Genomic DNA, 19,831 nt, shown 5'->3' with positions numbered 1-19,831 from the left:
CATGCACGGCAGCGGCACCGGCGTCCAGACCCCGGCCAACGGGCAGGCGATATCAGGCGGCGACTTCGATCGTATCGCCCTCGACGCGCACCTGGTAGGTCTCGATCGGCATCGTCGCGGGCGGGTTCATCGGCTCGCCCGTCTCCAGATCGAAGCGCGCGCCATGCACCGGGCAGGAGATCCAGCCATTGCGCACGCGGCCGCATTCCAGCGTCTCGTAAGCATGGCTGCACAAGTTGCGCACCGCGAAGATGCGGTCCCTGGTATTGCACAGGATGATCTGGATGCCGTTCACCTCGACAACCTTCTTGCCGCCGGCCGGCACCTCTTCCAGCCTTGCCACCGCAACGAATGTCTTTTCGCTCATGTTTCCCGTCGTCTCTTCATCCTGCGTGCGCATCGCACCTGCGTTCGGCCGAGCCATGGCGCAATGCCGGCGCGAAGGCCAGAGCATGGCCAAGCAATTCGCTCTACCTTGGCGGTCATTTCTCGGGCAAGACCCGGCGGCGATAAGGCCGCGCAGACGGACAAGCGGCAATCGGGAGACGCCGGATGGCACAAGGCGAGACATTCGATGTCGTGGTGGTGGGCTCGGGCGCGGCGGGCGCGATGGCCGCGCTGCGTGCCGCCGACCTGGGCCTGACCGTGCTGATCGTCGAAAAGGCGCACAAGTTCGGCGGCACTTCGGCGACATCCGGCGGGGTGATGTGGATACCCAACCATCGGCTGGACGGCGACAAGGGCGACAGCCGCGAGGCTACGCTCACTTATCTTGACAGTATCATCGGCAAGCCGGTCAATCGCGACCGGCTGGAAGCCTTCGTCGACGAGGCGCCGAAAATGCTGCGCTTCCTCAAGGACAGCGGCGTCGCGGTCATGGCCGCGGCCTGGCCCGACTATTTCCCGGACAAGCCCGGCGCACGGGCCGATCGCTCGGTGATCGTGCCGACTTTCGATGGGCGCGAACTGGGAGACGGGCGTTATGCCCTGATGCGCGAGCAGTACAACCGCTTCAAGCTGTTCGGCCGCTATGCGATGGACCTGACCGAGACGTTCGCGCTGATGATGCAGTCGAAGGGCTGGCGCACGGTCGCGGCCAGGATGATCGGGCGCTATTGGAAGGACCGCTCCACCCGCAAGGTCTCCCACCGCGACCGGCGCTTCACCCAGGGCGCGGCGCTGATGGGCGCGACTTACAAGCAGGTCTTCGCGCGGGGTGTCGAGCTGCGCATGGAGACCATGCTGGAGGCGCTGGAAGTCGATGCCACTGGCCGCGTTTTCGGCGTGGAAGTCTCGAACTTCGGGCGCCGCTACCGGATCGGCGCGCGCCACGGCGTGGTGCTGGCGGCGGGCGGCTTCGAATGGAACCAGGCGCTGCGCGACCGCTTCTACCCGGTGCCCGGCCTCACGCGCCATTCCTCCACGCCCGAGGACGGCAATCGGGGCGAGGCGCTGATCGCCGCCGAGAAGATCGGCGCGTCGACCGAGCATACCGAGCAGGGCTGGTGGATTCCGACGATGACCCTGCCGATGCCCAAAGCCTCCAACTTCCACGAGATCCATCAGGCCGCGTTCGACGTCGGCCGGCCGTGGAGCGTGGTGGTCAACCGCAACGGCGTGCGTTTCTGCGACGAGGCTTGCGGCTATGACCAGTTCGGCCAGGCGATGGTCGAGGATCACTTGAAGACCGGGGCGAACATGCCCTGCTGGCTGATCTTCGATGCCAAGTTCCGCAAGAAGTTCAGCGCTGGCGGCCTGATGCCCACCGTGCATACCGCCGAAAGCAAGGTGCCGGCCGACTGGTGGGATCACTACGTGTTCCGCGCGGATACGATCGAGGAGCTGTGCCGCAAGACCCATCTGCCGGTCGAGGCCGTCAGCCAGACGGTCGCCAACATGAACGGTTACGCCAAAACGGGGATCGACCCCGAGTTCGGCCGGGGCATGAACCCCTATGACCAGATGTTCGGCGATCCGGTCTCGACGCCCAACCCGAACATCGGCCCGATCGACACGCCGCCTTACTATGCGGTGCCGATCAACAATGGCGACCTCGGCACCAAGGGCGGCTTGCGGTGCGATGCGCGGGCGCGCGTGCTCGACCAGTCGGGCACGCCGATCGCCGGACTTTATGCGGCGGGCAACAATTCGGGCACGCCGTTCGGCGATGTCTATCCGGGCGCCGGGGCGACGATCGGGCCGGGCATGACCTTCGGCTACGTCGCCGCGAACGACATCGCGGAACGATCCGGCAACCAGCGGGCCTGATCCAGCAGGGAGATTTCGCAGTGATGGAAGGCAAGGTAGCGATCGTCACCGGCGCGGCCGGTGGCATTGGCGAGGCGATCGTGCGCAAGCTGGGCGAGAAGGGCGTCAAGGTGCTCGGCACCGGGCGCAACGCCGGCAAGCTGGGCGCGCTCAAGGACAGGCTGGGCGATAGCATGGCGTTCGATTTCGTCGCGGTCGATGCCACGGCCGACGATGCGCCGCGCAAGATCGTCGATGGCGCGATCGTCGCGTTCGGGCGGCTCGATATCGTCGTCAACAATGCCGGTTCGTTCAATTTCGGCCCCGTGGACCAGACCACCGACGCCATGCTCGACGAAGTGCTGGGCATTTCGCTGCGCGCGCCGTTCCGGCTGTGCCGCGAGGCGCTGGCGCATATCGGCCATGGCGGCGCTTTCGTCTTCATCGGCTCGACCTGGGGCATCTATGGCACGCCGGGCGGCGGCGCCTACAGCGTGGTCAAGGCCGGGCAGATCGGCCTGACGCAGACGATGGCCGCCGAATATGGCGCCAAGGGCATCCGCACCAATTATGTCGCGCCCACCGTGGTGCGCACCGAGATGACCGATGCCTACTGGGATCTCGATTTCTTCCGCCGCACCAATCACGAACTGACGCCGAGCGACCGCGAATGCACCGTCGAGGACGTGGCCAGCATGGTCGCCTTCCTCTGCTCGGACGAAGCGGGTTTCGTGAACGGGCAGACCATCGCGGTCGATGGCGGCATTTCTACCACCCGCTATCTCTCGCCCGTGGCGATCGGCGCCGAACGCAAGTAACGCCGCGCCGATCCAACGCCCCTTGGCATGGCCCGCCCCGCTGGCTAACGCACCTGCAAAGCGAGGCGCGGCGCGCGCCCGCGTGTGAAAGTGGCCAAGTCAGCCAGGGGATGCCATGGATTTCGAATGGACCGAGGAACAGGACGCTTTCCGCACCAAGATCCGCGGCTTCCTGGCCGCGAACCTGCCCGATGACTGGGAGAAGTTTTCCGAGCATGGCCCGGCCTCGCCCGCGCTGACCGCGTTCGCGCGCGAGTTCTGCGTCAAGCTGGCCGAGGTCGGCCTGCTGTTCCCGCACTGGCCGAAGGAACTGGGCGGCGAAGGGCTGGGGCCCTGGGAGCAGCAGATCCTTTCCGAAGAGATGTGGATCGCGGGCGAGCCGCGCGGTGGCCAGTACATGAATGTCAACTGGATCGGCCCGACGCTCGACAAGTACGGCACCGAGGAGCAGAAGGCCCGCTATCTGGCGCCGATCACCGAGGGTAAGTCGCTGTGGTGTCAGGGCTTTTCCGAGCCCGATGCGGGTTCCGACCTTGCCAGCCTGCGCACCCGCGCGGTGCTGACCGACGGCAACTACGTGATCAACGGCCAGAAGATCTGGACCTCGTACGCCGGCCTGGCCGACACCTGCTTCCTGCTCACCCGCACCAGCGACGATCGCAAGAAGGGCATCACCATCCTGCTGGTGCCGATGGATACGCCGGGCATCACCGTGCGGCAGATCCCCTCGCTGATCGGCGAGGGCGATATCCACGAAGTGTTCTTTGACGATGTCACCGTGCCCGAGGGCGCGCGGTTCGGCGAGGAAGGGCAGGCGTGGGAAATCATCGCCTATTCGCTGCGCAACGAGCGGCTGGGCATCCCGCGCTTCACGCTGGCGCGCGCCGCGCTTGACCGGGCGGTGGCGATGCTGCGGGATGCGGGTGACTTCACGCGCGAATACGTGCGGATCGAGGCGGCGCGCTGCGCGGCCTTGTGCGAAGCGGCGGGCACGGCGAACTATGCCGTGGTCCAGCGCCGGGTCGATGGCCTGGTGATCGGCGCCGAATCCAGTTCGGCGCGCTATGCCACCGTCATGGCCGAGCGCGCGGTGTGCGAATTCGTCGCCGAGTTCCTGCCCGAAGCGCTGGCCGGCGCCTCGCCCTATCTCAAGATGCACCACCAGCGCGGCATCGTTGCCGGCATCGCGGCGGGATCGGCCGAGATCCAGCTCAACATCATCGCCAGCGAAGTGCTGGAATTGCCGAGGGAGCCGCGCTGATGCTGCTTTCGCTCAACGAGGACCAGACCCAGATCCTCGATTTCATCGACAGCCTCGCCAGGCCCTATGCGGGCGTGCCGATGCACGACGTTTCGCTGGCGCTCACCAGCGCGGAACTGGACGCGGCGCTGGTCGAGAACGGGTTCCTCGATGTCATGGCGGTCGAGGAGCTTGGCCCGGTCACCGCCGCGCTGGTGATCGAGAAGCTGGCCCGCCTGCCGTTCGCGATCGAGGCGGCGGCTTCGGCCATGGTCCGCCCGCTGATCGATCCCGAACTGCCGCGCCCGCTCTGTCTGGTCGAGGAAGGCCAGACCCGCAAGCCGCTGCGCTTCCTGAAGCCCGGCGCCAGCGTGGTCATGGTCGGCCCCTCGGGCGTGCGCAGCTTCACCGCGACGGCGGAAATGATCGGCGCGGCGCAGGAGGATACGCTGTACGGCTATCCCGTCGCCTTCCTGACCGCGCTGCCCGAGGCGATGACCGCGCATGATGCCGAGCCCGCCGAAGTGCTGCGCGCCTGGCGTGTCGCCATCGCCGCCGAGGCCGCCGGCCTGCTTGGCGCCGCGCTGGCGAGCACGGTGATTTACGTGTCCGAACGCAAGCAGTTCGGTCGGCCGCTCGCCACGTTCCAGGGGATGCGCCATCGTCTGGCCGAAGATCAGGTGATGACCAACACCGCCTACTGGCTGGCGCTGCGCGCGGCCGGCACCGGCGATGCCGGCGATGCCGCGCTGGCGCTGCTCCATGCGCAGGACGCGGCCAAGCGGGTGTGCTACGATTTCCACCAGTTCCTGGGCGGCATGGGCATCACGCTGGAGCACCCGCTGCACTTGTGGACTTATCGCCTCAAGCTGCTCTCCGCCGAACTGGGCGGGCGCGGCGGGCAGGGGCTGGCGGCGGCCGAGGCGATCTGGGGCTAGGGCCAGCCACTTTTCCCCATTGCCGCAAGCGCCCGCGCGCGATATCGCCACGGATGCGCGGCGGCGATGCCTGCCGCGTGTCCGATGGAGACGGGATGTCAGAGCTTGTGTGACCAGGCTCTCTGAATTTCAGAGAGCCGCGTGAATCCAAAGCCGCCGGGTGCCTGTGCACCCGAGTGTGTTTTCACGTCTGTCATGCGAGAATTCCATGAACATTTCACGAAATGAACAACGTGCGCTGCACGTTCTGGCCCTTGGCGGCTGCATTCTGCACGAGCGCGACAACGGCCCCAAAATCACCTCCGTCACCTGCATCACGCGCGAGGGGATGATCCTGGCCGACTTCGACCTGAGCGTCTTCACCCGGTTGCGGCGGAAGCGGCTGATCGCATCCCGCTGGGGCTGTCCGTACCGGATATCGAAACGCGGCCTCGCCTCGGTTCGCGCGCAACTTGACAATCAGGGAAGCGTGACATGCTGATCCGCGATGAAATCGCTCGCGATATCCCGGCGATCGGCCGGGTCGTCACCGAAGCCATGCGGATGCTGGCGCAAGCCAGCGGAACCGAGGCGGGCATCGTCGAGAAGCTGCGGGCGGAAGGGGCGCTGGCCCTCTCGCTCGTGGCCGAGGACGAAGGCGGGGTGATCGGCTATCTGGCCGCCTCGCCGGCCCGGATCGGGGCGCAGCCGGGCTGGGGCCTGATCGGCCCGGTCGCCGTATTGCCCTCAAGGCATAGCCAGGGGGTCGGCACGGCCCTGATGACGGAGGCCATCCGCCGATTGCGCAGGACTTGCCGGGGTGCGGCGCTGGTGGGCGATCCCGGCTATTACGGCCGGTTCGGCTTTCGGGCCTTTCCCGGCCTGGGCGTGACGGGCTGCCCCCCGGAAGCGGTTCAGGCATTGCCGTTCGACGGCAGCGAGCCTTGTGGCGAGCTGATCCACCACCCGGCTTTCGGCCTCGACCAGCAGGAGTGACGGAAAGGTCGGGTCGCGCTCCATCGCGAGGCGCGGCCCGACCTTTTGCGTCCTAGTCCTCCACCCGGATCATCCCGCCGATCTGCGGGCCGCCGCCCACCGCCACGCTTTCGCCAGTGATATAGCTTGCCGCGTCGCTGGCGAAGAACACGATCATCTGCGCCACCTCGCGCATCTCGCCATAGCGGCGCAGCGGGAAGGCGCCGCAGGCGGCCATCGCGTCGAAGCCGTGCTTCTCCCAACCTTCGCGCGCGGCTTCGGTCGCGGTCATGCCCGGCGCCACACAGTTCACCCGCACGCCCGAGGGCCCCCATTCGGCCGAGGCGACGCGGGTGAACATCTGCAGCCCGGCCTTGGCGGCGGAATAGGCGGCGACGCCTTGCGTGCCGTGCATCCCGGCGAGCGAGGAGACGTTGACCACGCAGCCCTTGCCGGCCTTCAGGTGCGGCAGGGCGGCCTGCGAGCAATACATCGCCGCGCTGAGATTGAGCTGGACGTCACGGTCCCACCTGGCCGGGTCCATCTTCGCCAGCGCGACATGGCGATGCGCGCCGCCGGCATTGTTGATCAGGATATCGAGCTTGCCGAACCGGGCGATGACCGCCGCGACCATCGCGTGCACGCTCGCCACGTCGCGCACGTCGGCCTCGACCGCCAGCGCCTTGCGGCCGAGCGCTTCGATATCGTGCACGGTCGCGGCGAGCGGTTCGCGCCGCCGGCCCGAGACAGCGACATCGGCGCCGCGCTCGGCCAGCAGCAGCGCGGTGGCGCGGCCGATGCCGGTGCCGCCGCCCGTGACCAGCGCGACGCGGCCCGAAAGGTCGAATTCGGGCGGCAGCATCACCACCGCCGCCGCCGCTGGCAGGCGCGCACGCGCTGGCGCAGTTCCTCGGCGCGTTCCTCGGCCGTCACCACCAGCGTGTCCGCCGGCAAGTGGTCGCGGATCTCGGAAAACTTCACGCGCTTGAGCGTGGGCAGCGGGTGGCTGTCGCAATCGTACCAGCGGCCATAGATCGTGCCTTGCCGGAAGCCGGCGGTGTCGAGCCAGTTGGGCACGCCGGGATCGCGCAACGAGACCACCGCATAGAACCGCCCGTCGGACGCGACCTTGGCGAAATGGCCATTGCTGCTGCTGAGGCGATAGACATATTCGACCGCGTTGAAATAGGGATCGTTGAGCTGGAAGTTCCAGTAGCGCCGCGTCTCGGGCAGGTCGGTTTCCAGGATCAGCGCCTCGTCGTCCTCGAACTCGAACACCGCCGGGATATAGATCTGCCGCGACAGCGCGCCGAGATAGCGCGAAGGCTCGAACACGTTGACGCCGACGCTCGCCTTCACCTGGTTCTGCATCGCATAGAACAATCGCGTCGCCGCCGCCGGCATCGCCGCCATCTGGCGGATGCGATCGAGGATCTCATCGGGCGAAAGCCGCCGCTTGGGGCCAGTGGGATCGAGGCATTCGATCGACATCACCGGATCGACCTCGTTCACCCAGTCATAGCTGCGATAGCGGGTCATCAGCGCGATCGCGCCGGGCTTGATCTGCAGCCAGTTGCCGGTGAACCCTTCCGGCTTCTCCCGGCTGACGAGGATATCGAAATTGCCGTCGGCGTCGATCCGCAAGTCGCCATCGTCAAGATCGGCATAGAATTCGCCGGTCTGGTCGATCGGGCCTTTCAGGCCGGGCAGCGCGGCCTGCGTGTTGAACGTGATCATGTAGACCGAGCCGCGGTTGCCGGTGATGCGATACCGGAAGGCGGAATCGATCGGGCAATAGAGGTAGATGTCGTCCGGGTTGGGTTGCAGCGTGTAGACCGGGTTCCACAGCGGCGCCCAGTCGGGATGCTCGGCATCGGCGTGGAAGAACGCGAAATAGCCATAGCTCATCTGCATCATGATCTGGCGGTAAACGTCGGCGCGATATTCGGGGTCATCGGGCCGCCAGGTATTGGCAATCTGCGCTACGGCCTCTTCAAGATCGCCAAGATAATCGAACAGTGGGCCGATGGGGGTGGTCATGCCGGCTTCCTCTCCTTTGCCCGCTCCGGTCGGGACTCGCTTGCGCTAGATGGTATACACTATCTAAAGTGCCGGCAAACGGAAGGATGCATGGGATGGAACACGATCTTCTCGATCTTGGCGGGCAAGTGGCGATCGTCACGGGCGCGGGGCAGAATGCGGGCCGCGCCACCGCGCTGGAACTGGCGCGGCACAATGCCGGCGGCATCGCGGTGAACGATTTCGTGGCCGAACGGGCCGAGGCGGTGGCCGCGGAAATCCGCGCGCTGGGCGTGCCGGCGATGGCGGCGGCGTTCGACGTCTGCGATCTGGACGCGGTGAAGGCCGCCGATGCCGCGATCAAGGACCGGCTGGGCGCGGCGACGATCCTGGTCAACAATGCCGGCATGGCCGGGCCGGGCGGATCGCTGCGGCCGACGCTGAACTTCTGGGAGGAAGACCCGGCGAACTGGCCGCGCTATCTCGGCACCAATCTCTACGGCGTCTACAACTGCTGTTTCGGCTTCATTCCCAACATGGTGGAGGCAAAGCGCGGCCGCATCGTCACCATCGTGTCCGATTCGGGCCGCATCGGAGAGCCCAGGCTGGCGGTCTATGCCTCGGCCAAGGCGGGCGCGCAGGGCTTCGTCCGCTCGATCGCCAAGGAACTGGGGCGCTACGGCGTCACTTGCAACGCTGTCTCGCTCTCCTCGCTGATGCCCGACATGCCTGAGGAGAAGCTGGCCGAAGTGATGCAGAGCGATCACGCCAAGGCGCAGCTTTCGCGCTACACCATCCGCCGCTACGGCAAATCGGGCGATGTCGCCGCGCTGGTGACGTTCCTGTGCTCGGACGCGGCCTCATGGATCACCGGGCAGACCTATCCGCTCAACGGCGGCTACGCGCCGTCAATGTAGACCGTTCGGTAGAAAAATCTGCCCGGGGCGGTTGACGAAACCGGCCGGGACGCCGAATCTCCCCGGACACGGACCGATCGGCCCGGGGAGATTCCATGACAGCAACCGCATACCATGCGCCGGAAACCATCGAGCAGGCCGTTGCGCTGCTTGCCGGCAATCCGTCCGCCCGTCCGCTTTCGGGCGGGACGGACCTGATCGTCCAGATGCGCTCGGGCCGGATCGCGCCGGCCGCCGTGATCGATCTCAAGCGCATTGCCGGCCTGTCCGGCGTGCGCCGGGTGGGCGATGGCTTCGCCATCGGCGCGGCCACGCCGTGCACCGCGCTCAAGGACCATGCCGAACTGGCCGCCGCCTGGCCGGGCGTGGTGGAGGCGGCGAACCTGATCGGCTCGGTCCAGGTGCGCAATCGCGCCACCATGGCCGGCAACTTGTGCAACGCCTCGCCCGCCGCCGACAGCGTGCCCGCGCTGGTCGCCGCGAACGCGACCTGCCTGATCGCCGGCCCCGATGGACAGCGCGAAGTGCCGGTGGCGGCCATTCCGCAAGCGCCAGGACGCACCTCGCTGGCGCCCGGCGAATTCCTTGTCGAGATCCGCCTGCCGGCGCGCGGAGTGGGTGACGGGGATGCCTATCTGCGCTCGATCCCGCGTACCGAGATGGATATCGCCGTCGTCGGCGCGGGCGCGAACCTGACGGTCGATGCCGAAGGCCGCTGCACCGCCGCGCGGATCGCGCTGGGCGCGGTCGCGCCGACAGTGGTGCTGGTCGCGGATGCCGGCGCCGCGCTGGTCGGCTCGCGGTTCGACGACGCGGCTTTCGCCGCCTTGGCCGAAGCGGTGAAGGCCGCCTGCCACCCCATCGACGACAAGCGCGGCACGATCGCCTATCGCAAGGCCATGGCCGCCGTGCTGGCCAGGCGCGTCGTCCTCACTGCCCTCAAGCGCGCGGGAGCCGCCGCATGAACAAGCTGCATATTTCCACCATCATCAATGGCGACGCGCAGGAATTCCTCTGCGATCCGACGGCCACCCTGCTCGACGTGCTGCGCGACGGGATCGGGCTGACCGGCACCAAGGAAGGCTGCGCCTCGGGCGATTGCGGGGCCTGCACCGTGGTGCTCGATGGCCAGATGGTCTGTTCCTGCCTGGTCCTGGCGGCCGAGGCCCAGGGGCGCACGGTCGCCACGATCGAGGGCGTTGCCGAAGGGGCGATGCTGCACCCGGTCCAGCGCCAGTTCCTGGAACATGGCGCGCTGCAATGCGGGTTCTGCACGCCGGGCTTCATCGTTGCGGCCAAGGCGCTGCTCGATCGCAACCCGAACCCGACCGAGACCGAGATCCGCTATTGGCTGGCCGGCAACCTGTGCCGCTGCACCGGCTATGACAAGATCGTGCGCGCGGTGATGGATGCCGCCGCCGAACTGCGCCAGGAAAGGATGCCCGCATGAACGCGCCGCAAAAGCAGGATGGCTTCCAGGTCGTCGGCACGCGCCCGGTGCGGCCCGATGGCGTGGACAAGGTCACGGGCAAGGCGCTTTACGGCACCGATTTCAAGGCGCCCGGCATGTTGCAGGGCGCGGTGCTGCGCAGCCCGCATCCGCACGCGCGGATCCGGGCGATCGACACCCGCAAGGCCGAGGCGCTGCCCGGTGTCAAGGCGGTGGTGACGGGCAGGGACTTTCCCAGCCTGCAATCGCTGATCATGGCGGTGGGCGAATCCGCCTCCGACATCGTGCATGTCGCGCGCAACTGCCTCGCGCTCGACAAAGTGCTCTATGAAGGCCACGCGGTGGCCGCCGTGGCTGCGACCAGCCCGGAAATCGCCCGCGAGGCGGCGGCGCTGATCGAAGTCGATTACGAAGTCCTGCCACATGTCCTGGGGCTGGAGGAAGCACTGGCGGACGATGCGCCGCTGCTGCACGACGATGTCTTCACCAAGGGCGTCAGCCCCAGGCCGGACAAGCCGTCCAACGCCTCGATGCGGGTGGAGATGGGCAAGGGCGATGTCGATGCGGCGCTGGCCGGGGCGGCGGTGGTCGTGTCCGGGCGCTATACGATGGAGCCGGTGCACCAGGGCTATATCGAGCCGCACGCCTGCGTCGCCTCATGGAACGCGGACGGGCAGGCGCAGATCTGGTGTTCAAGCCAGGGCCACTTCGCGATCCGTTCGCTCACCGCGTCGACGCTGGGCATCCCGCAAGCCGATATCCGCGTGACGCCGCTGGAGATCGGCGGCGGCTTCGGCGGCAAGACCACGGTCTATCTCGAACCCGTGGCGATGCTGCTGTCGCGCAAGGCGGGCCGCCCGGTGCGCCTGGCGATGAGCCGCGAGGATGTGTTCCGCGCGTCCGGCCCGGCGCCGGGCGCTGTGATCGACGTGCGGATCGGCGCGGATGCCGACGGGATGCTCGTCGCCGCCGAAGTCGATTTCAAGTACCACTCGGGCGCCTATCCCGCGATCACCGCGCATTCGGGCGTATCGAGCGCGGTGGGCCATTACCGCATCGCCAACACCCGCCTGATCGGCTGGGAAGTGCTGTGCAACCGCCCGGCGACCAAGGCCTATCGCGCGCCCGGCGCGCCGCAAGTCAACTTCGCGGTCGAAAGCGCGATCGACGAGATCGCCGGCAAGCTGGGCATGGACCCGCTGGAATTGCGCCTGAAGAACGCAGTGGCGCCCGGCGATCCGCAGACATCGGGCGTGCCGTTCGGCATGATCGGCTGGATCGAGTGCCTGGAAGCGGCCAGGGCGCATCCGCACTGGTCTGCGCCCCTGGGCCCCAACCAGGGCCGGGGCGTCGCCGGCGGCTACTGGGGCAATTACGGCGGGCCCTCGACCGCCTCGGTCAGCCTGGGCGAGGATGGTTCGGTGCTTGTCACCACCGGCAGCCCGGATATCGGCGGCAGCCGCGCCGCGATGGCGATCATGGCCGCCGAAGTGCTGGAAGTGCCTTACGAGAAAGTGCGCTGCACGATCGCGGACACCGCCTCGATCGGCTTCTCGATGGTCACGGGCGGCAGCCGCGTCACCTTCGCCACCGGCAAGGCGGTGGTCGATGCGGCGAACATGGTGAAGGACACGCTGCGCGAACGGGCCGCGCGCATGTGGGGCGTCGCTGCCGCCGACGTGGAATGGCGCGATGGCGCGGCCCATTGCACCGGCGGCGACAAGGCGGGCGAATCGATGGCCATCGGCACGATCGCGGCCAGGGCGATCTTCGCCGGCGGGCCGGTTTCGGCCGAGGCGGCGATCAACGCGGCCGGCTGGCTGCCCGGCTTCGGCGTGCATATCTGCGATACCGAGGTCGATGCCGAAACCGGCCAGGTGCGCGTGGTGCGCTATACCGCGATCCAGGACGTGGGCCGGGCGATCCATCCCGACTATGTCGAAGGGCAGATGCAGGGCGGGGCCGTGCAGGGCATCGGCTGGGCCCTGAACGAGACCTATATCTACAACGCGCAAGGCAAGCTGGATAACCCCGGCTTCCTCGATTACCGGATGCCGGTCGCCTCCGACGTGCCGATGATCGACACGGTGATGGTCGAAGTGCCCAACCCCGACCATCCCTTCGGCGTCAAGGGCGTGGGCGAAGTGCCGATCGTGCCGCCGCTGGCCGCCGTCGCCAATGCGGTGGCGCGGGCCACGGGGGTGCGGATGCACGACCTGCCGCTTTCGCCCGACCGGGTCTACGCCGCGCTCCATCCCGAGGGCTGAGCGGCTTGCGCATCGTCATCATGCCGCCGTTCGACCGCGAGTTCTTCGGCACCGACCGGCTCGATCTGGCCGCGACGAACCTGTTCGACCTTGTCGGCCAGCTCGACGCATTGGCGCCGGGCTTCGCCACCATCGCCCAGGTGCGCGCCACTTTCGCGATCGACGGCGTGGTGACGCATGACTGGGCATCGCCGCTGGCGAACGTCACCGAAGTGATCCTGCTCCCGCGCGTCGGCGGCGGCTGAACTCCTTCCCGGGTCGAGGGGGATCGGGGTCAGCCGGCCCGCTCGCTCATTTCGCGGCCATCGCTTCCAGCAGCAGCGGCATGATCTTTTCGTTCACCGGCGCGGGATCGAAGAATTCGGCGATGCGGGCGATCCTGCCGTCGCGCAGGTCGAACAGGTGCGCATAGTCGTTCTCGTACCTCTCGCCCGAGGCGAGCGTGCCCGAGCCGCGCACTTGCGCGGCCGCGCGATCGCCTTCCACGATCAGGGCTTTCACGTCATAGCGCAGCGTGCCGGCGAACAGCGCGGCCAGCATTCGCGTGGCACCGAGATAGGACTGGCCCGGCGCATCGGCGTGCGTGCTGATCGTCCATGCGATCATGTCGTCGGTGAACATGTCCGGGTCGGGCGTGCCGGCGCCCAGGTTGGCGAAAAACCGGCGGATGAGGTCATGTGTCGGGCTTTCCACGCGCGTGTCTCCCTGCTTGCGGTTGCGCGCGGGTATCATAAGCTGCGCCGCAGAACAGGATGGAAAGGCAGGAAATGGGCGTGACGGTGCCGTTTCGCGGGCTTGCGCCGTTCGGCGTCGAGATCGAGCGTGACTTGTCCCGGCCGCTGGCGCCGTCCGAGGCGTTCCATCTCACCCAATTGCTGCGCGCGCACGGCCTGATCCTGGCGCGCGGCCAGTCGCTGTCGATGGCGCGACAGCGCGAGATCTGCGCGCTGTTCGGCCCGATTCTCGATCGGGCGGGCGAAACCGGGACGATGTCCAACGATGGCGGCGGGCCCAGCGCGTCCGAACTCACCTGGCATTCGGATGCCGCTTATACCGAAGCGCCGTTCGATGCGCTGGCGCTGCATGCGCTCGACGTTGTGGACGATGCCTCGTCCACCCGCTTCGTCAGTGCCGAGCAGGCGCTGGCCGCATTGCCGCCCGATCTTGCCGATGCGTTGGCCGGGCGCGAACAGGAGATGATCTCACCGCATTACACGCGCCTGGCCGAGCGCACTTGCGACCGGCGCGATCCCGAGGCGCAGAAGCGCGGCATCCGCCCGGCGATCGTGACCAACCCGCACAACGGCCGGCGGTGCGTGTGGGTGAGTGAACTTCAGACCGCGCGCCTGCTCGGCATGGACTGGGAGGAAAGCCGCGCCGTGCTCCATGTGGTGTTCGACGTGCTCTACGACGCGGCCGGTGTCTTCGAGCATCGCTGGCGCAAGGGCGATCTGCTGATCTGGGACAACATCGCGCTGCAGCACGCGCGCGGCGATCTGGCGGGCGTGGGGCGGCGCGTGCTGCAACGGGTGATCGTCGGCACGCAGGGCGTCGCGCCGCATATCACGCCCTGGAATATCGAACGGCCCTAGCCGCGCGCGCCGCGCTGGAACAGGCGCTGGGTGCAGACGGCATAGCTGGGATCGGCATCGCGCTGGCCCAGCGTGCCGCCACCGCTGAACGGGCGGCGAAGCTGGAAATCGTATGTCACCACGCGCTTGGCAAAGCGCCACTTGCCATCGGCGCAGCGGCGATAGTTGTCGATATAGCGCACCGCCATGAAATCCTCTTCCTGCCCGCCCTCGCGCGTGGGGATCAGGTGATAGGCCAGCGCATAGACCTCGCCGCTGCCCGCATCGCCATCGACGCTGATCAGGTGGTTGCACACATGATGGCCGCTATAGGGCATGTAGGGGAACGAGCCGGCGATGAACTTGCAGTAGTCCTCGGCCGAACCATCGAAGCTGCTGCCGTGCGAATCGGTGGCGTCTTCGGTGTAGAGATCGCGCAGCAGCTCGATGTCCTGCCGGTCGATGGCGCGCGAATAGAGCAGCACGAGGTCGCGGATCGCGTCCTTGTCGATCACCGCCTGCAGCGCGGCTTCGTCGATGGCCATGGCATTGTCTCCTTCAGCGGGCACTGGCGAGCGCGGTTCCTGCCGCTTCGCTGGCGATGTCGAAATGGGCGATGTAGTCGGCGAAGCGTTCGCGCGCCTCACCAGGATCGATGCCGAACTGGTCGAGCGTGTATTCGTTGGCGCCGCGCTTGTTCTTGGGGTTCTCGCGCCGCCAGCCGGCGATGGCCTCGCGCACGTCCCCGGGCGTGTCGATGCCCAGCCCGGCGTGCACTTCGGCCATGACTTTCGCGGGATCGGCGACAAGGCGATAGTAATCGACATGCACCGCGCGATCAGCCTGCGGGCCTTTGGCGAAGGCCATGATCCGCGCGATATGCCGGTCCACGAAATCGAGCATCTGGCGGCCCACCCGCGTACGGTCCACCGGGTCCGCATAACGCGCCGAACGCAAGGTGAAGGTCATCTTGGCAATCGAGGCCAGCGTCTGCAGCGGATCGCGGTGCGTCATCGCGAAGCGCGCGTCGGGGTAGACCTGCAGGATCGCATCCATCGCGATCACGTGGTTGGGATACTTGAGCGCCCAGCGCCGTGGCGGCATCAGCCACTGGAGCAATTGCAACTGCCGCTTGTGCACGCGGTAGGCGGCTTCCAGATCGAGCCCGTCCATCAGGAAATCGAAGAATTCGGGCGCGTCGTAAAGGTTGAACGAGCCCGCCGTGGCATAGGCCTGCTCAAGAATGGCGTGGCATTCCTCGGACCCGTCCTCGTCGATCAGGTGGAGCGCGTCGAAGCCCTCGATCTCGCCGGGCTTCCATTTTCCGCGCATTTCCGCTTCGGCCGCCTTGCGCGCCGTGACCGAGGCGGGATCGTGGCCCGGTGGCGGATTGGGCATGATCGCTTCCCAGGTGCGCAGCAGGCGGAAGCGGCGATCGCGATCGAACAGGTACTGGAAATAGGTCGTGCCCGAACGCGGCAGGCCGCACAGGAACACTGGCGCGATCACGGCTTCCTCGCCGATCTGCGGGTGATCGCGCAGCCACCTCAGCCCTTCGAGCCGGTTGGTGGTGAAGCCCGTCATCGCCCGGCGCATTGCCGCCATGCCGTTCGCGTGCATGGGCGGACCGGCGGCGATGGAGGCGAGCAGGGCCGCGAGGTTGCGGTGCAGGTGCGGTTCGGGGTCGGCCAGGCCGGCGTTGGCCTCTGCCTCGGCGATGATGGCTTCCAGCTCGATCATGCTGCTCTCCCTTGTCTTATGGAGCGCAGCCTAGCATGGCCGATCAGCGTCGGCGCGGCCCCGGGCCGACATATCGGTGGCGCGATGCGCCTGGTTTTTGAAAATGCGCGGAAAGAGCGCATTTTCTGCCGGTGCCGCCATGCGCCCGAAGATGCCTCGATCCCTAAAGCAGCGAGCCGCCGTCGATCGGATAGACCTGCCCGGTGATGAAGCTGGCGCGCGGCGAGGCGAGGAAGGTGACGAGGCCCGAAAGCTCCTCGGGCACGGCGAAAGGCTTGCCCACGAAGGTGCGGCGCTGGCGGATCGCGCGGTCTTCCTCGCGCACGCTGTCGCCCAGCTTGGCGAAGAAACCGGAATCGGGGTGGAAACGGCTGCCCTTGCTGAAGGCGGCCGGATCGGTGGCGAACGTGGCGTAAGGCGCGATCGCGTTCACCCGGATCGCGTGCTGGGCCAATTCCTTGGCCAGCACGATGGTGAAGCTGTGCACCGCGCCTTTCATCGCCGAATAGACCGGCAGCATGTAATCGCCGACCAGCCCGGCGGTCGATCCGACATTGACGATGGCGCCGCCGCCATGCGCGATCATCCCTGGCAGCACGGCGTGCGTCATGCGCAGCACGGTGCCGAAGTTGAGGTCGATATCCTCGGCCCACTTGGCCGGGTCGGAATTTTCGAACAGCCCCTGGTCGACATTGCCGCCCAGGGCGTTCACCAGCACTTCGATCGGGCCCAGCTTGCTGGCTTCGGCGACGATGCGCGCGGGCGATGCCGGATCGATGAGATCGGCCGCGACGAAGATCGCCTCGGCCGCGCCCCGTTCCTTCGCGGTGGCGACCAGCCGGGCGCCGGCTTCGGCATCGCGGCCCACGGCGACCAGCCTGGCGCCTTCCTGCGCCAGTTCCAGCGCGATGGCCCGCCCGATATTGGCGGTGGCCGCCGTAACCACCGCGACCTTGCCTTCCAGACCCAGCTTCATGACATGACCCTCCCGTAATCCGGTCCCGTAATTCCGGCCGGCGCGCCGCTTATGGCCGCAGCGTGCGGCCGGTAAGGACGCAGCGCAAGGGCCCATCCTCTCCGTTATCCTCGATCCGGCGCAGGAAGCGTTCGGACACGCGGTGGAATTTCAGGCCCTTGAGCGTGCCCGTGGTCATCGTCAGGATATCGCCGGTCAGCAGGTAGTTGCCGTGCTTGCCACCGGCATTGTAGCCTGAGGCATTGACGATGCGGAAATCGATATCGGCCACCGGATGGCCAATGGGCCCGGTGGCATCGCCGGGCATCTCGCACAGGTAATGCCCCTGCTGGAGCACGCCGATCGGCCCGCCCGGAACCGGCGGCGGCGGGGCCGAGCCGATCAGCGCCAGGGCTGCGGGGATGAGTGCGGCAATGGGGGCGATGCGCTGCATGTGCCGCTGGCTATCACCGTGGCGGGGGAATTGCCACAGCGGCGCGCGCGCGCTAAGGGCGCGGCTCTCGCTCAACCGGCTCTTTCCCATCGAAGGCAAACCCCATGAAGATCAGCGGCGTCGACATCCGCCCCGGCAACATCCTCGAATACGAGAACGGCATCTGGAAAGTCGCCAAGACGCAGCACACGCAGCCGGGCAAGGGCGGCGCGTTCATGCAGGTGGAGATGAAGAACCTGATCGACGGGCGCAAGACCAACGTGCGCTTCCGCAGCGCCGACACGGTCGAGAAAGTCCGCCTCGATACCAAGGACTTCCAATTCCTTTATGCCGAGGGCGAGGATCTGGTCTTCATGGATACCGAAAGCTACGAGCAGATCACCCTGCCGGCCGACCTGCTTGGCGATGCCGCCGCCTTCCTGCAGGATGGGATGCAGGTCATGCTCGAACTGTGGGAAGAGCGTCCGATCTCGGTGGAACTGCCCGAGCAGGTGGAAGCCACCATCGTCGAGGCTGACGCGGTGGTGAAGGGGCAGACCGCCTCTTCCAGCTACAAGCCCGCCGTGCTCGATAACGGCGTGCGCGTCATGGTCCCGCCGCATATCGAAAGCGGCACGCGGATCGTGGTCGACGTCTACGAAAAGGCTTACGTCCGCAAGGCGGACTGAATTCGTCCTTTCCCTCGGCCCGTTCGTCCCGAGCGCCGTCGAGGGACAGGGCCGGGCAAGGCCGGGAATGAACCGGCCGCGCTCGACGCAATCCCCCCGATCGGCTTTGGGGGTGAACGGCTGAGGTTTGAAATGGCAGCAATATCCGGTCTGATCCGCGTCATCGAAAAGGCCGCCCGCAAGGCCGGCCAGCGCTTGCGCCGCGATTTCGGCGAGATCGAGCACTTGCAGGTTTCGCGCAAGGGGCCGGCGGACTTCGTCTCCAAGGCCGATCTTGCCGCCGAACGCACGATCTGGGACGAACTGAAGGTCGCGCGGCCCGACTGGGGCTTCCTGTTCGAGGAAGCGGGCGAGATCGAGGGCGATCCGACCAAGCCGCGCTTCATCGTCGATCCGCTCGACGGCACCAGCAACTTCCTGCACGGCATTCCGCACTTCGCGGTCTCGATCGCGGTGCAGGAGCCCAGGCTGGACGGATCGGGCTGGGGCGATGTCGTTGCCGGGCTGATCTACCAGCCGATCACCGACGAAAGCTTCTGGGCCGAAAAGAGCCGGGGCGCCTGGCTGCATGACCGGCGCCTGCGCGTTTCGGCGCGCCGCCATCTGGACGAGAGCCTGATCGCCACCGGCATCCCGTTTTCCGGGCGGGGCGACATGGGGCAGTGGACCCGCATCTATCACGCGTTCGGCCCGCAGATCGCGGGCATCCGCCGTCTGGGCTCGGCCGCGCTCGATCTCGCCTGGGTCGCGGCGGGGCGTTACGAGGGTTTCTGGGAAGCCGATCTCAACCCGTGGGACACCGCCGCCGGCTGCCTGCTGGTGCGCGAGGCGGGCGGCTTCGTTTCGGACTGGCGCGGCCGTTCGCTGCCGATCTGCGATGCCGAGGTGCTGGCCGGCAACGATTCGCTGCATTCGCGCCTGCACAAGATCCTGGCCGGCGCGGTCAAGGACTGAGGTTTATCCGCGAATGCGCCCTGGCGCGCATTTCCCGGCCCGCACTCTCCAGGCGATTCATGACACCGTCTTAAACCGGGTTTAACCACGCACCTGCGATACAACTGGCGATCTTGGGGGGTTAGATTGTCATGGAGCGCATTCGCGTTGCATTCCTGGCAGGTATTACCGCTTCTGTGGCGCTGCAGTGCCCCTCGGCACACGCGCGCAAGGTTCTGACCAATCTCGACATAGACCGTGACCGCGATTTCGATCTGGCGCGCGATATCGCCATCCGGGCGCAGGCATCGGGCGAAACCGCGACGGCGCGCGGCGTCCGGCCTGGCTATCCCAAGGAGAAGCTGGGCCCGCACTGGAGCTTCCAGCCGCTCGACGATGGCCCGCAGATCGAGATGGGCGCGCTGGGCGGCGGCCGGAAGGGTATGCCGAAAATCGCCCACGTCGGCCTCAACTGGGATTTCTGATCCGCTTGAACCGCGGCGCGCACGCGGCTAAGCCACGCCCGCCGACGCGTGCCCCTGTGGCGGAATGGTAGACGCGAACGACTCAAAATCGTTTGTCGCAAGGCGTGCCCGTTCGAGTCGGGCCAGGGGCACCACCGCCGGACGCGCGTTTCCGGCGCGGCCGATCGCGCGATCC

23 protein-coding genes and 1 tRNA gene are annotated in these 19,831 nt (G+C 67.2%); 16 read left to right on the top strand and 8 right to left on the bottom strand.

Features of this window, described 5'->3' with window-relative positions; all coding sequences use genetic code 11:
• Positions 1–52: 52 nt before the first annotated feature.
• Positions 53–367 carry a Rieske (2Fe-2S) protein gene (locus PYV00_RS04880; RefSeq protein WP_275227163.1) on the bottom strand — a complete coding sequence of 105 codons (315 nt, stop codon included), beginning with the start codon at positions 365–367 and terminating at the stop codon, positions 53–55.
• Between the two features lie 185 nt (positions 368–552).
• On the opposite strand from PYV00_RS04880, the gene PYV00_RS04875 reads away from it, so the two are divergent.
• From PYV00_RS04875 to PYV00_RS04850, 6 genes are all read left to right on the top strand, one after another.
• Positions 553–2,268: an FAD-dependent oxidoreductase gene (locus PYV00_RS04875; protein ID WP_275227148.1), complete on the top strand. Its 1,716-nt coding sequence runs from the start codon at positions 553–555 to the stop codon at positions 2,266–2,268.
• 23 nt (positions 2,269–2,291) lie between these two features.
• Entirely contained in the window at positions 2,292–3,065 is a 774-nt protein-coding gene (locus tag PYV00_RS04870; RefSeq protein ID WP_275227146.1) for an SDR family NAD(P)-dependent oxidoreductase, read from the top strand.
• A gap of 115 nt (positions 3,066–3,180) precedes the next feature.
• Positions 3,181–4,326 carry an acyl-CoA dehydrogenase family protein gene (locus tag PYV00_RS04865; RefSeq protein WP_275227145.1) on the top strand — a complete coding sequence of 382 codons (1,146 nt, stop codon included), beginning with the start codon at positions 3,181–3,183 and terminating at the stop codon, positions 4,324–4,326.
• Positions 4,326–5,243 (top strand): acyl-CoA dehydrogenase family protein, encoded by a 918-nt coding sequence (locus PYV00_RS04860; RefSeq protein ID WP_275227144.1) that lies wholly within the window; start codon positions 4,326–4,328, stop codon positions 5,241–5,243. Before PYV00_RS04865 ends, PYV00_RS04860 begins: the two co-directional genes overlap by 1 nt.
• A gap of 208 nt (positions 5,244–5,451) precedes the next feature.
• Positions 5,452–5,724 carry a YjhX family toxin gene (locus tag PYV00_RS04855; protein ID WP_275227143.1) on the top strand — a complete coding sequence of 91 codons (273 nt, stop codon included), beginning with the start codon at positions 5,452–5,454 and terminating at the stop codon, positions 5,722–5,724.
• On the top strand, positions 5,718–6,218 hold the full coding sequence (locus PYV00_RS04850; RefSeq protein ID WP_275227142.1) for a GNAT family N-acetyltransferase: 501 nt from the start codon (positions 5,718–5,720) through the stop codon (positions 6,216–6,218). The genes PYV00_RS04855 and PYV00_RS04850 overlap by 7 nt, the downstream gene beginning before the upstream one ends.
• 52 nt (positions 6,219–6,270) lie before the next feature.
• Here the strand turns inward: PYV00_RS04850 and PYV00_RS04845 are convergent, their stop codons facing one another.
• Both PYV00_RS04845 and PYV00_RS04840 read right to left on the bottom strand, forming a co-directional pair.
• A complete protein-coding gene (locus tag PYV00_RS04845; RefSeq protein WP_275227141.1) occupies positions 6,271–7,059 on the bottom strand; it encodes an SDR family NAD(P)-dependent oxidoreductase in 789 nt (262 codons plus the stop codon).
• A complete protein-coding gene (locus PYV00_RS04840) occupies positions 7,059–8,237 on the bottom strand; it encodes a DUF1214 domain-containing protein (protein WP_275227140.1) in 1,179 nt (392 codons plus the stop codon). Before PYV00_RS04840 ends, PYV00_RS04845 begins: the two co-directional genes overlap by 1 nt.
• A 95-nt stretch (positions 8,238–8,332) precedes the next feature.
• Here PYV00_RS04840 and PYV00_RS04835 point away from each other — a divergent pair, with 95 nt between their 5' ends.
• From PYV00_RS04835 to PYV00_RS04815, 5 genes are all read left to right on the top strand, one after another.
• Positions 8,333–9,133, top strand: coding sequence for an SDR family NAD(P)-dependent oxidoreductase (locus PYV00_RS04835; RefSeq protein WP_275227139.1), 801 nt, complete (start codon positions 8,333–8,335; stop codon positions 9,131–9,133).
• 95 nt (positions 9,134–9,228) lie between these two features.
• On the top strand, positions 9,229–10,098 hold the full coding sequence (locus PYV00_RS04830; protein WP_275227137.1) for an FAD binding domain-containing protein: 870 nt from the start codon (positions 9,229–9,231) through the stop codon (positions 10,096–10,098).
• Positions 10,095–10,583 carry a (2Fe-2S)-binding protein gene (locus tag PYV00_RS04825; RefSeq protein WP_275227136.1) on the top strand — a complete coding sequence of 163 codons (489 nt, stop codon included), beginning with the start codon at positions 10,095–10,097 and terminating at the stop codon, positions 10,581–10,583. The genes PYV00_RS04830 and PYV00_RS04825 overlap by 4 nt, the downstream gene beginning before the upstream one ends.
• Positions 10,580–12,850, top strand: a complete 2,271-nt coding sequence (locus tag PYV00_RS04820; protein ID WP_275227135.1) for a xanthine dehydrogenase family protein molybdopterin-binding subunit — start codon at positions 10,580–10,582, stop codon at positions 12,848–12,850. Before PYV00_RS04825 ends, PYV00_RS04820 begins: the two co-directional genes overlap by 4 nt.
• Before the next feature lie 5 nt (positions 12,851–12,855).
• Entirely contained in the window at positions 12,856–13,095 is a 240-nt protein-coding gene (locus tag PYV00_RS04815; RefSeq protein WP_275227134.1) for a hypothetical protein, read from the top strand.
• A 46-nt stretch (positions 13,096–13,141) separates the two neighbouring features.
• Here PYV00_RS04815 and PYV00_RS04810 read toward each other — a convergent pair whose 3' ends face one another.
• Complete coding sequence (locus PYV00_RS04810; RefSeq protein WP_275227133.1) at positions 13,142–13,543, bottom strand: nuclear transport factor 2 family protein; 402 nt, start codon at positions 13,541–13,543, stop codon at positions 13,142–13,144.
• Positions 13,544–13,602: 59 nt separating this feature from the next.
• Here PYV00_RS04810 and PYV00_RS04805 point away from each other — a divergent pair, with 59 nt between their 5' ends.
• On the top strand, positions 13,603–14,442 hold the full coding sequence (locus tag PYV00_RS04805; protein WP_275227132.1) for a TauD/TfdA dioxygenase family protein: 840 nt from the start codon (positions 13,603–13,605) through the stop codon (positions 14,440–14,442).
• Here PYV00_RS04805 and PYV00_RS04800 read toward each other — a convergent pair.
• The 4 genes from PYV00_RS04800 to PYV00_RS04785 all read right to left on the bottom strand — a co-directional run bounded on the left by PYV00_RS04800 (position 14,439) and on the right by PYV00_RS04785 (position 17,570).
• Entirely contained in the window at positions 14,439–14,966 is a 528-nt protein-coding gene (locus PYV00_RS04800) for a nuclear transport factor 2 family protein (RefSeq protein WP_275227131.1), read from the bottom strand. The genes PYV00_RS04805 and PYV00_RS04800 overlap by 4 nt on opposite strands.
• Before the next feature lie 13 nt (positions 14,967–14,979).
• Positions 14,980–16,161: a sulfotransferase family protein gene (locus tag PYV00_RS04795; protein WP_275227130.1), complete on the bottom strand. Its 1,182-nt coding sequence runs from the start codon at positions 16,159–16,161 to the stop codon at positions 14,980–14,982.
• Positions 16,162–16,324: 163 nt separating this feature from the next.
• Positions 16,325–17,137 carry an SDR family NAD(P)-dependent oxidoreductase gene (locus tag PYV00_RS04790; protein WP_275227129.1) on the bottom strand — a complete coding sequence of 271 codons (813 nt, stop codon included), beginning with the start codon at positions 17,135–17,137 and terminating at the stop codon, positions 16,325–16,327.
• Between the two features lie 49 nt (positions 17,138–17,186).
• A complete protein-coding gene (locus PYV00_RS04785) occupies positions 17,187–17,570 on the bottom strand; it encodes a hypothetical protein (protein WP_275227128.1) in 384 nt (127 codons plus the stop codon).
• 104 nt (positions 17,571–17,674) lie between these two features.
• Here PYV00_RS04785 and efp point away from each other — a divergent pair, with 104 nt between their 5' ends.
• The 4 genes from efp to PYV00_RS04765 all read left to right on the top strand — a co-directional run bounded on the left by efp (position 17,675) and on the right by PYV00_RS04765 (position 19,790).
• Positions 17,675–18,238: an elongation factor P gene (gene efp / locus PYV00_RS04780; protein ID WP_275227127.1), complete on the top strand. Its 564-nt coding sequence runs from the start codon at positions 17,675–17,677 to the stop codon at positions 18,236–18,238.
• 132 nt (positions 18,239–18,370) lie between these two features.
• Positions 18,371–19,192, top strand: a complete 822-nt coding sequence (locus PYV00_RS04775; RefSeq protein ID WP_275227126.1) for an inositol monophosphatase family protein — start codon at positions 18,371–18,373, stop codon at positions 19,190–19,192.
• A 176-nt stretch (positions 19,193–19,368) separates the two neighbouring features.
• The gene (locus tag PYV00_RS04770; RefSeq protein WP_275227125.1) at positions 19,369–19,656 is read left to right on the top strand and encodes a hypothetical protein; all 288 of its coding nucleotides are present in this window, start codon (positions 19,369–19,371) and stop codon (positions 19,654–19,656) included.
• A 50-nt stretch (positions 19,657–19,706) separates the two neighbouring features.
• A tRNA-Leu gene (locus tag PYV00_RS04765) sits at positions 19,707–19,790 on the top strand.
• The last annotated feature ends 41 nt before the right edge of the window (positions 19,791–19,831 follow it).

Source organism: Novosphingobium album (ex Liu et al. 2023) (genome assembly GCF_029076845.1).
In the GTDB taxonomy this organism is placed as follows: Bacteria; Pseudomonadota; Alphaproteobacteria; order Sphingomonadales; family Sphingomonadaceae; genus Novosphingobium.
Note: the sequence above shows the minus strand (reverse complement) of the source record. Positions and strands in the feature narration are given on the sequence as shown.

Excerpts from the sequence above, each read along its gene's own strand:
- PYV00_RS04880 (WP_275227163.1), bottom strand. The coding sequence starts at position 367 with ATGAGCGAAAAGACATTCGTTGCGGTGGCAAGGCTGGAAGAGGTGCCG.
- PYV00_RS04875 (WP_275227148.1), top strand. The coding sequence starts at position 553 with ATGGCACAAGGCGAGACATTCGATGTCGTGGTGGTGGGCTCGGGCGCG.
- PYV00_RS04870 (WP_275227146.1), top strand. The coding sequence starts at position 2,292 with ATGGAAGGCAAGGTAGCGATCGTCACCGGCGCGGCCGGTGGCATTGGC.
- PYV00_RS04865 (WP_275227145.1), top strand. The coding sequence starts at position 3,181 with ATGGATTTCGAATGGACCGAGGAACAGGACGCTTTCCGCACCAAGATC.
- PYV00_RS04860 (WP_275227144.1), top strand. The coding sequence starts at position 4,326 with ATGCTGCTTTCGCTCAACGAGGACCAGACCCAGATCCTCGATTTCATC.
- PYV00_RS04855 (WP_275227143.1), top strand. The coding sequence starts at position 5,452 with ATGAACATTTCACGAAATGAACAACGTGCGCTGCACGTTCTGGCCCTT.
- PYV00_RS04850 (WP_275227142.1), top strand. The coding sequence starts at position 5,718 with ATGCTGATCCGCGATGAAATCGCTCGCGATATCCCGGCGATCGGCCGG.
- PYV00_RS04845 (WP_275227141.1), bottom strand. The coding sequence starts at position 7,059 with ATGCTGCCGCCCGAATTCGACCTTTCGGGCCGCGTCGCGCTGGTCACG.
- PYV00_RS04840 (WP_275227140.1), bottom strand. The coding sequence starts at position 8,237 with ATGACCACCCCCATCGGCCCACTGTTCGATTATCTTGGCGATCTTGAA.
- PYV00_RS04835 (WP_275227139.1), top strand. The coding sequence starts at position 8,333 with ATGGAACACGATCTTCTCGATCTTGGCGGGCAAGTGGCGATCGTCACG.
- PYV00_RS04830 (WP_275227137.1), top strand. The coding sequence starts at position 9,229 with ATGACAGCAACCGCATACCATGCGCCGGAAACCATCGAGCAGGCCGTT.
- PYV00_RS04825 (WP_275227136.1), top strand. The coding sequence starts at position 10,095 with ATGAACAAGCTGCATATTTCCACCATCATCAATGGCGACGCGCAGGAA.
- PYV00_RS04820 (WP_275227135.1), top strand. The coding sequence starts at position 10,580 with ATGAACGCGCCGCAAAAGCAGGATGGCTTCCAGGTCGTCGGCACGCGC.
- PYV00_RS04805 (WP_275227132.1), top strand. The coding sequence starts at position 13,603 with ATGGAAAGGCAGGAAATGGGCGTGACGGTGCCGTTTCGCGGGCTTGCG.
- PYV00_RS04800 (WP_275227131.1), bottom strand. The coding sequence starts at position 14,966 with ATGGCCATCGACGAAGCCGCGCTGCAGGCGGTGATCGACAAGGACGCG.
- PYV00_RS04795 (WP_275227130.1), bottom strand. The coding sequence starts at position 16,161 with ATGATCGAGCTGGAAGCCATCATCGCCGAGGCAGAGGCCAACGCCGGC.
- PYV00_RS04790 (WP_275227129.1), bottom strand. The coding sequence starts at position 17,137 with ATGAAGCTGGGTCTGGAAGGCAAGGTCGCGGTGGTTACGGCGGCCACC.
- PYV00_RS04785 (WP_275227128.1), bottom strand. The coding sequence starts at position 17,570 with ATGCAGCGCATCGCCCCCATTGCCGCACTCATCCCCGCAGCCCTGGCG.
- efp (WP_275227127.1), top strand. The coding sequence starts at position 17,675 with ATGAAGATCAGCGGCGTCGACATCCGCCCCGGCAACATCCTCGAATAC.
- PYV00_RS04775 (WP_275227126.1), top strand. The coding sequence starts at position 18,371 with ATGGCAGCAATATCCGGTCTGATCCGCGTCATCGAAAAGGCCGCCCGC.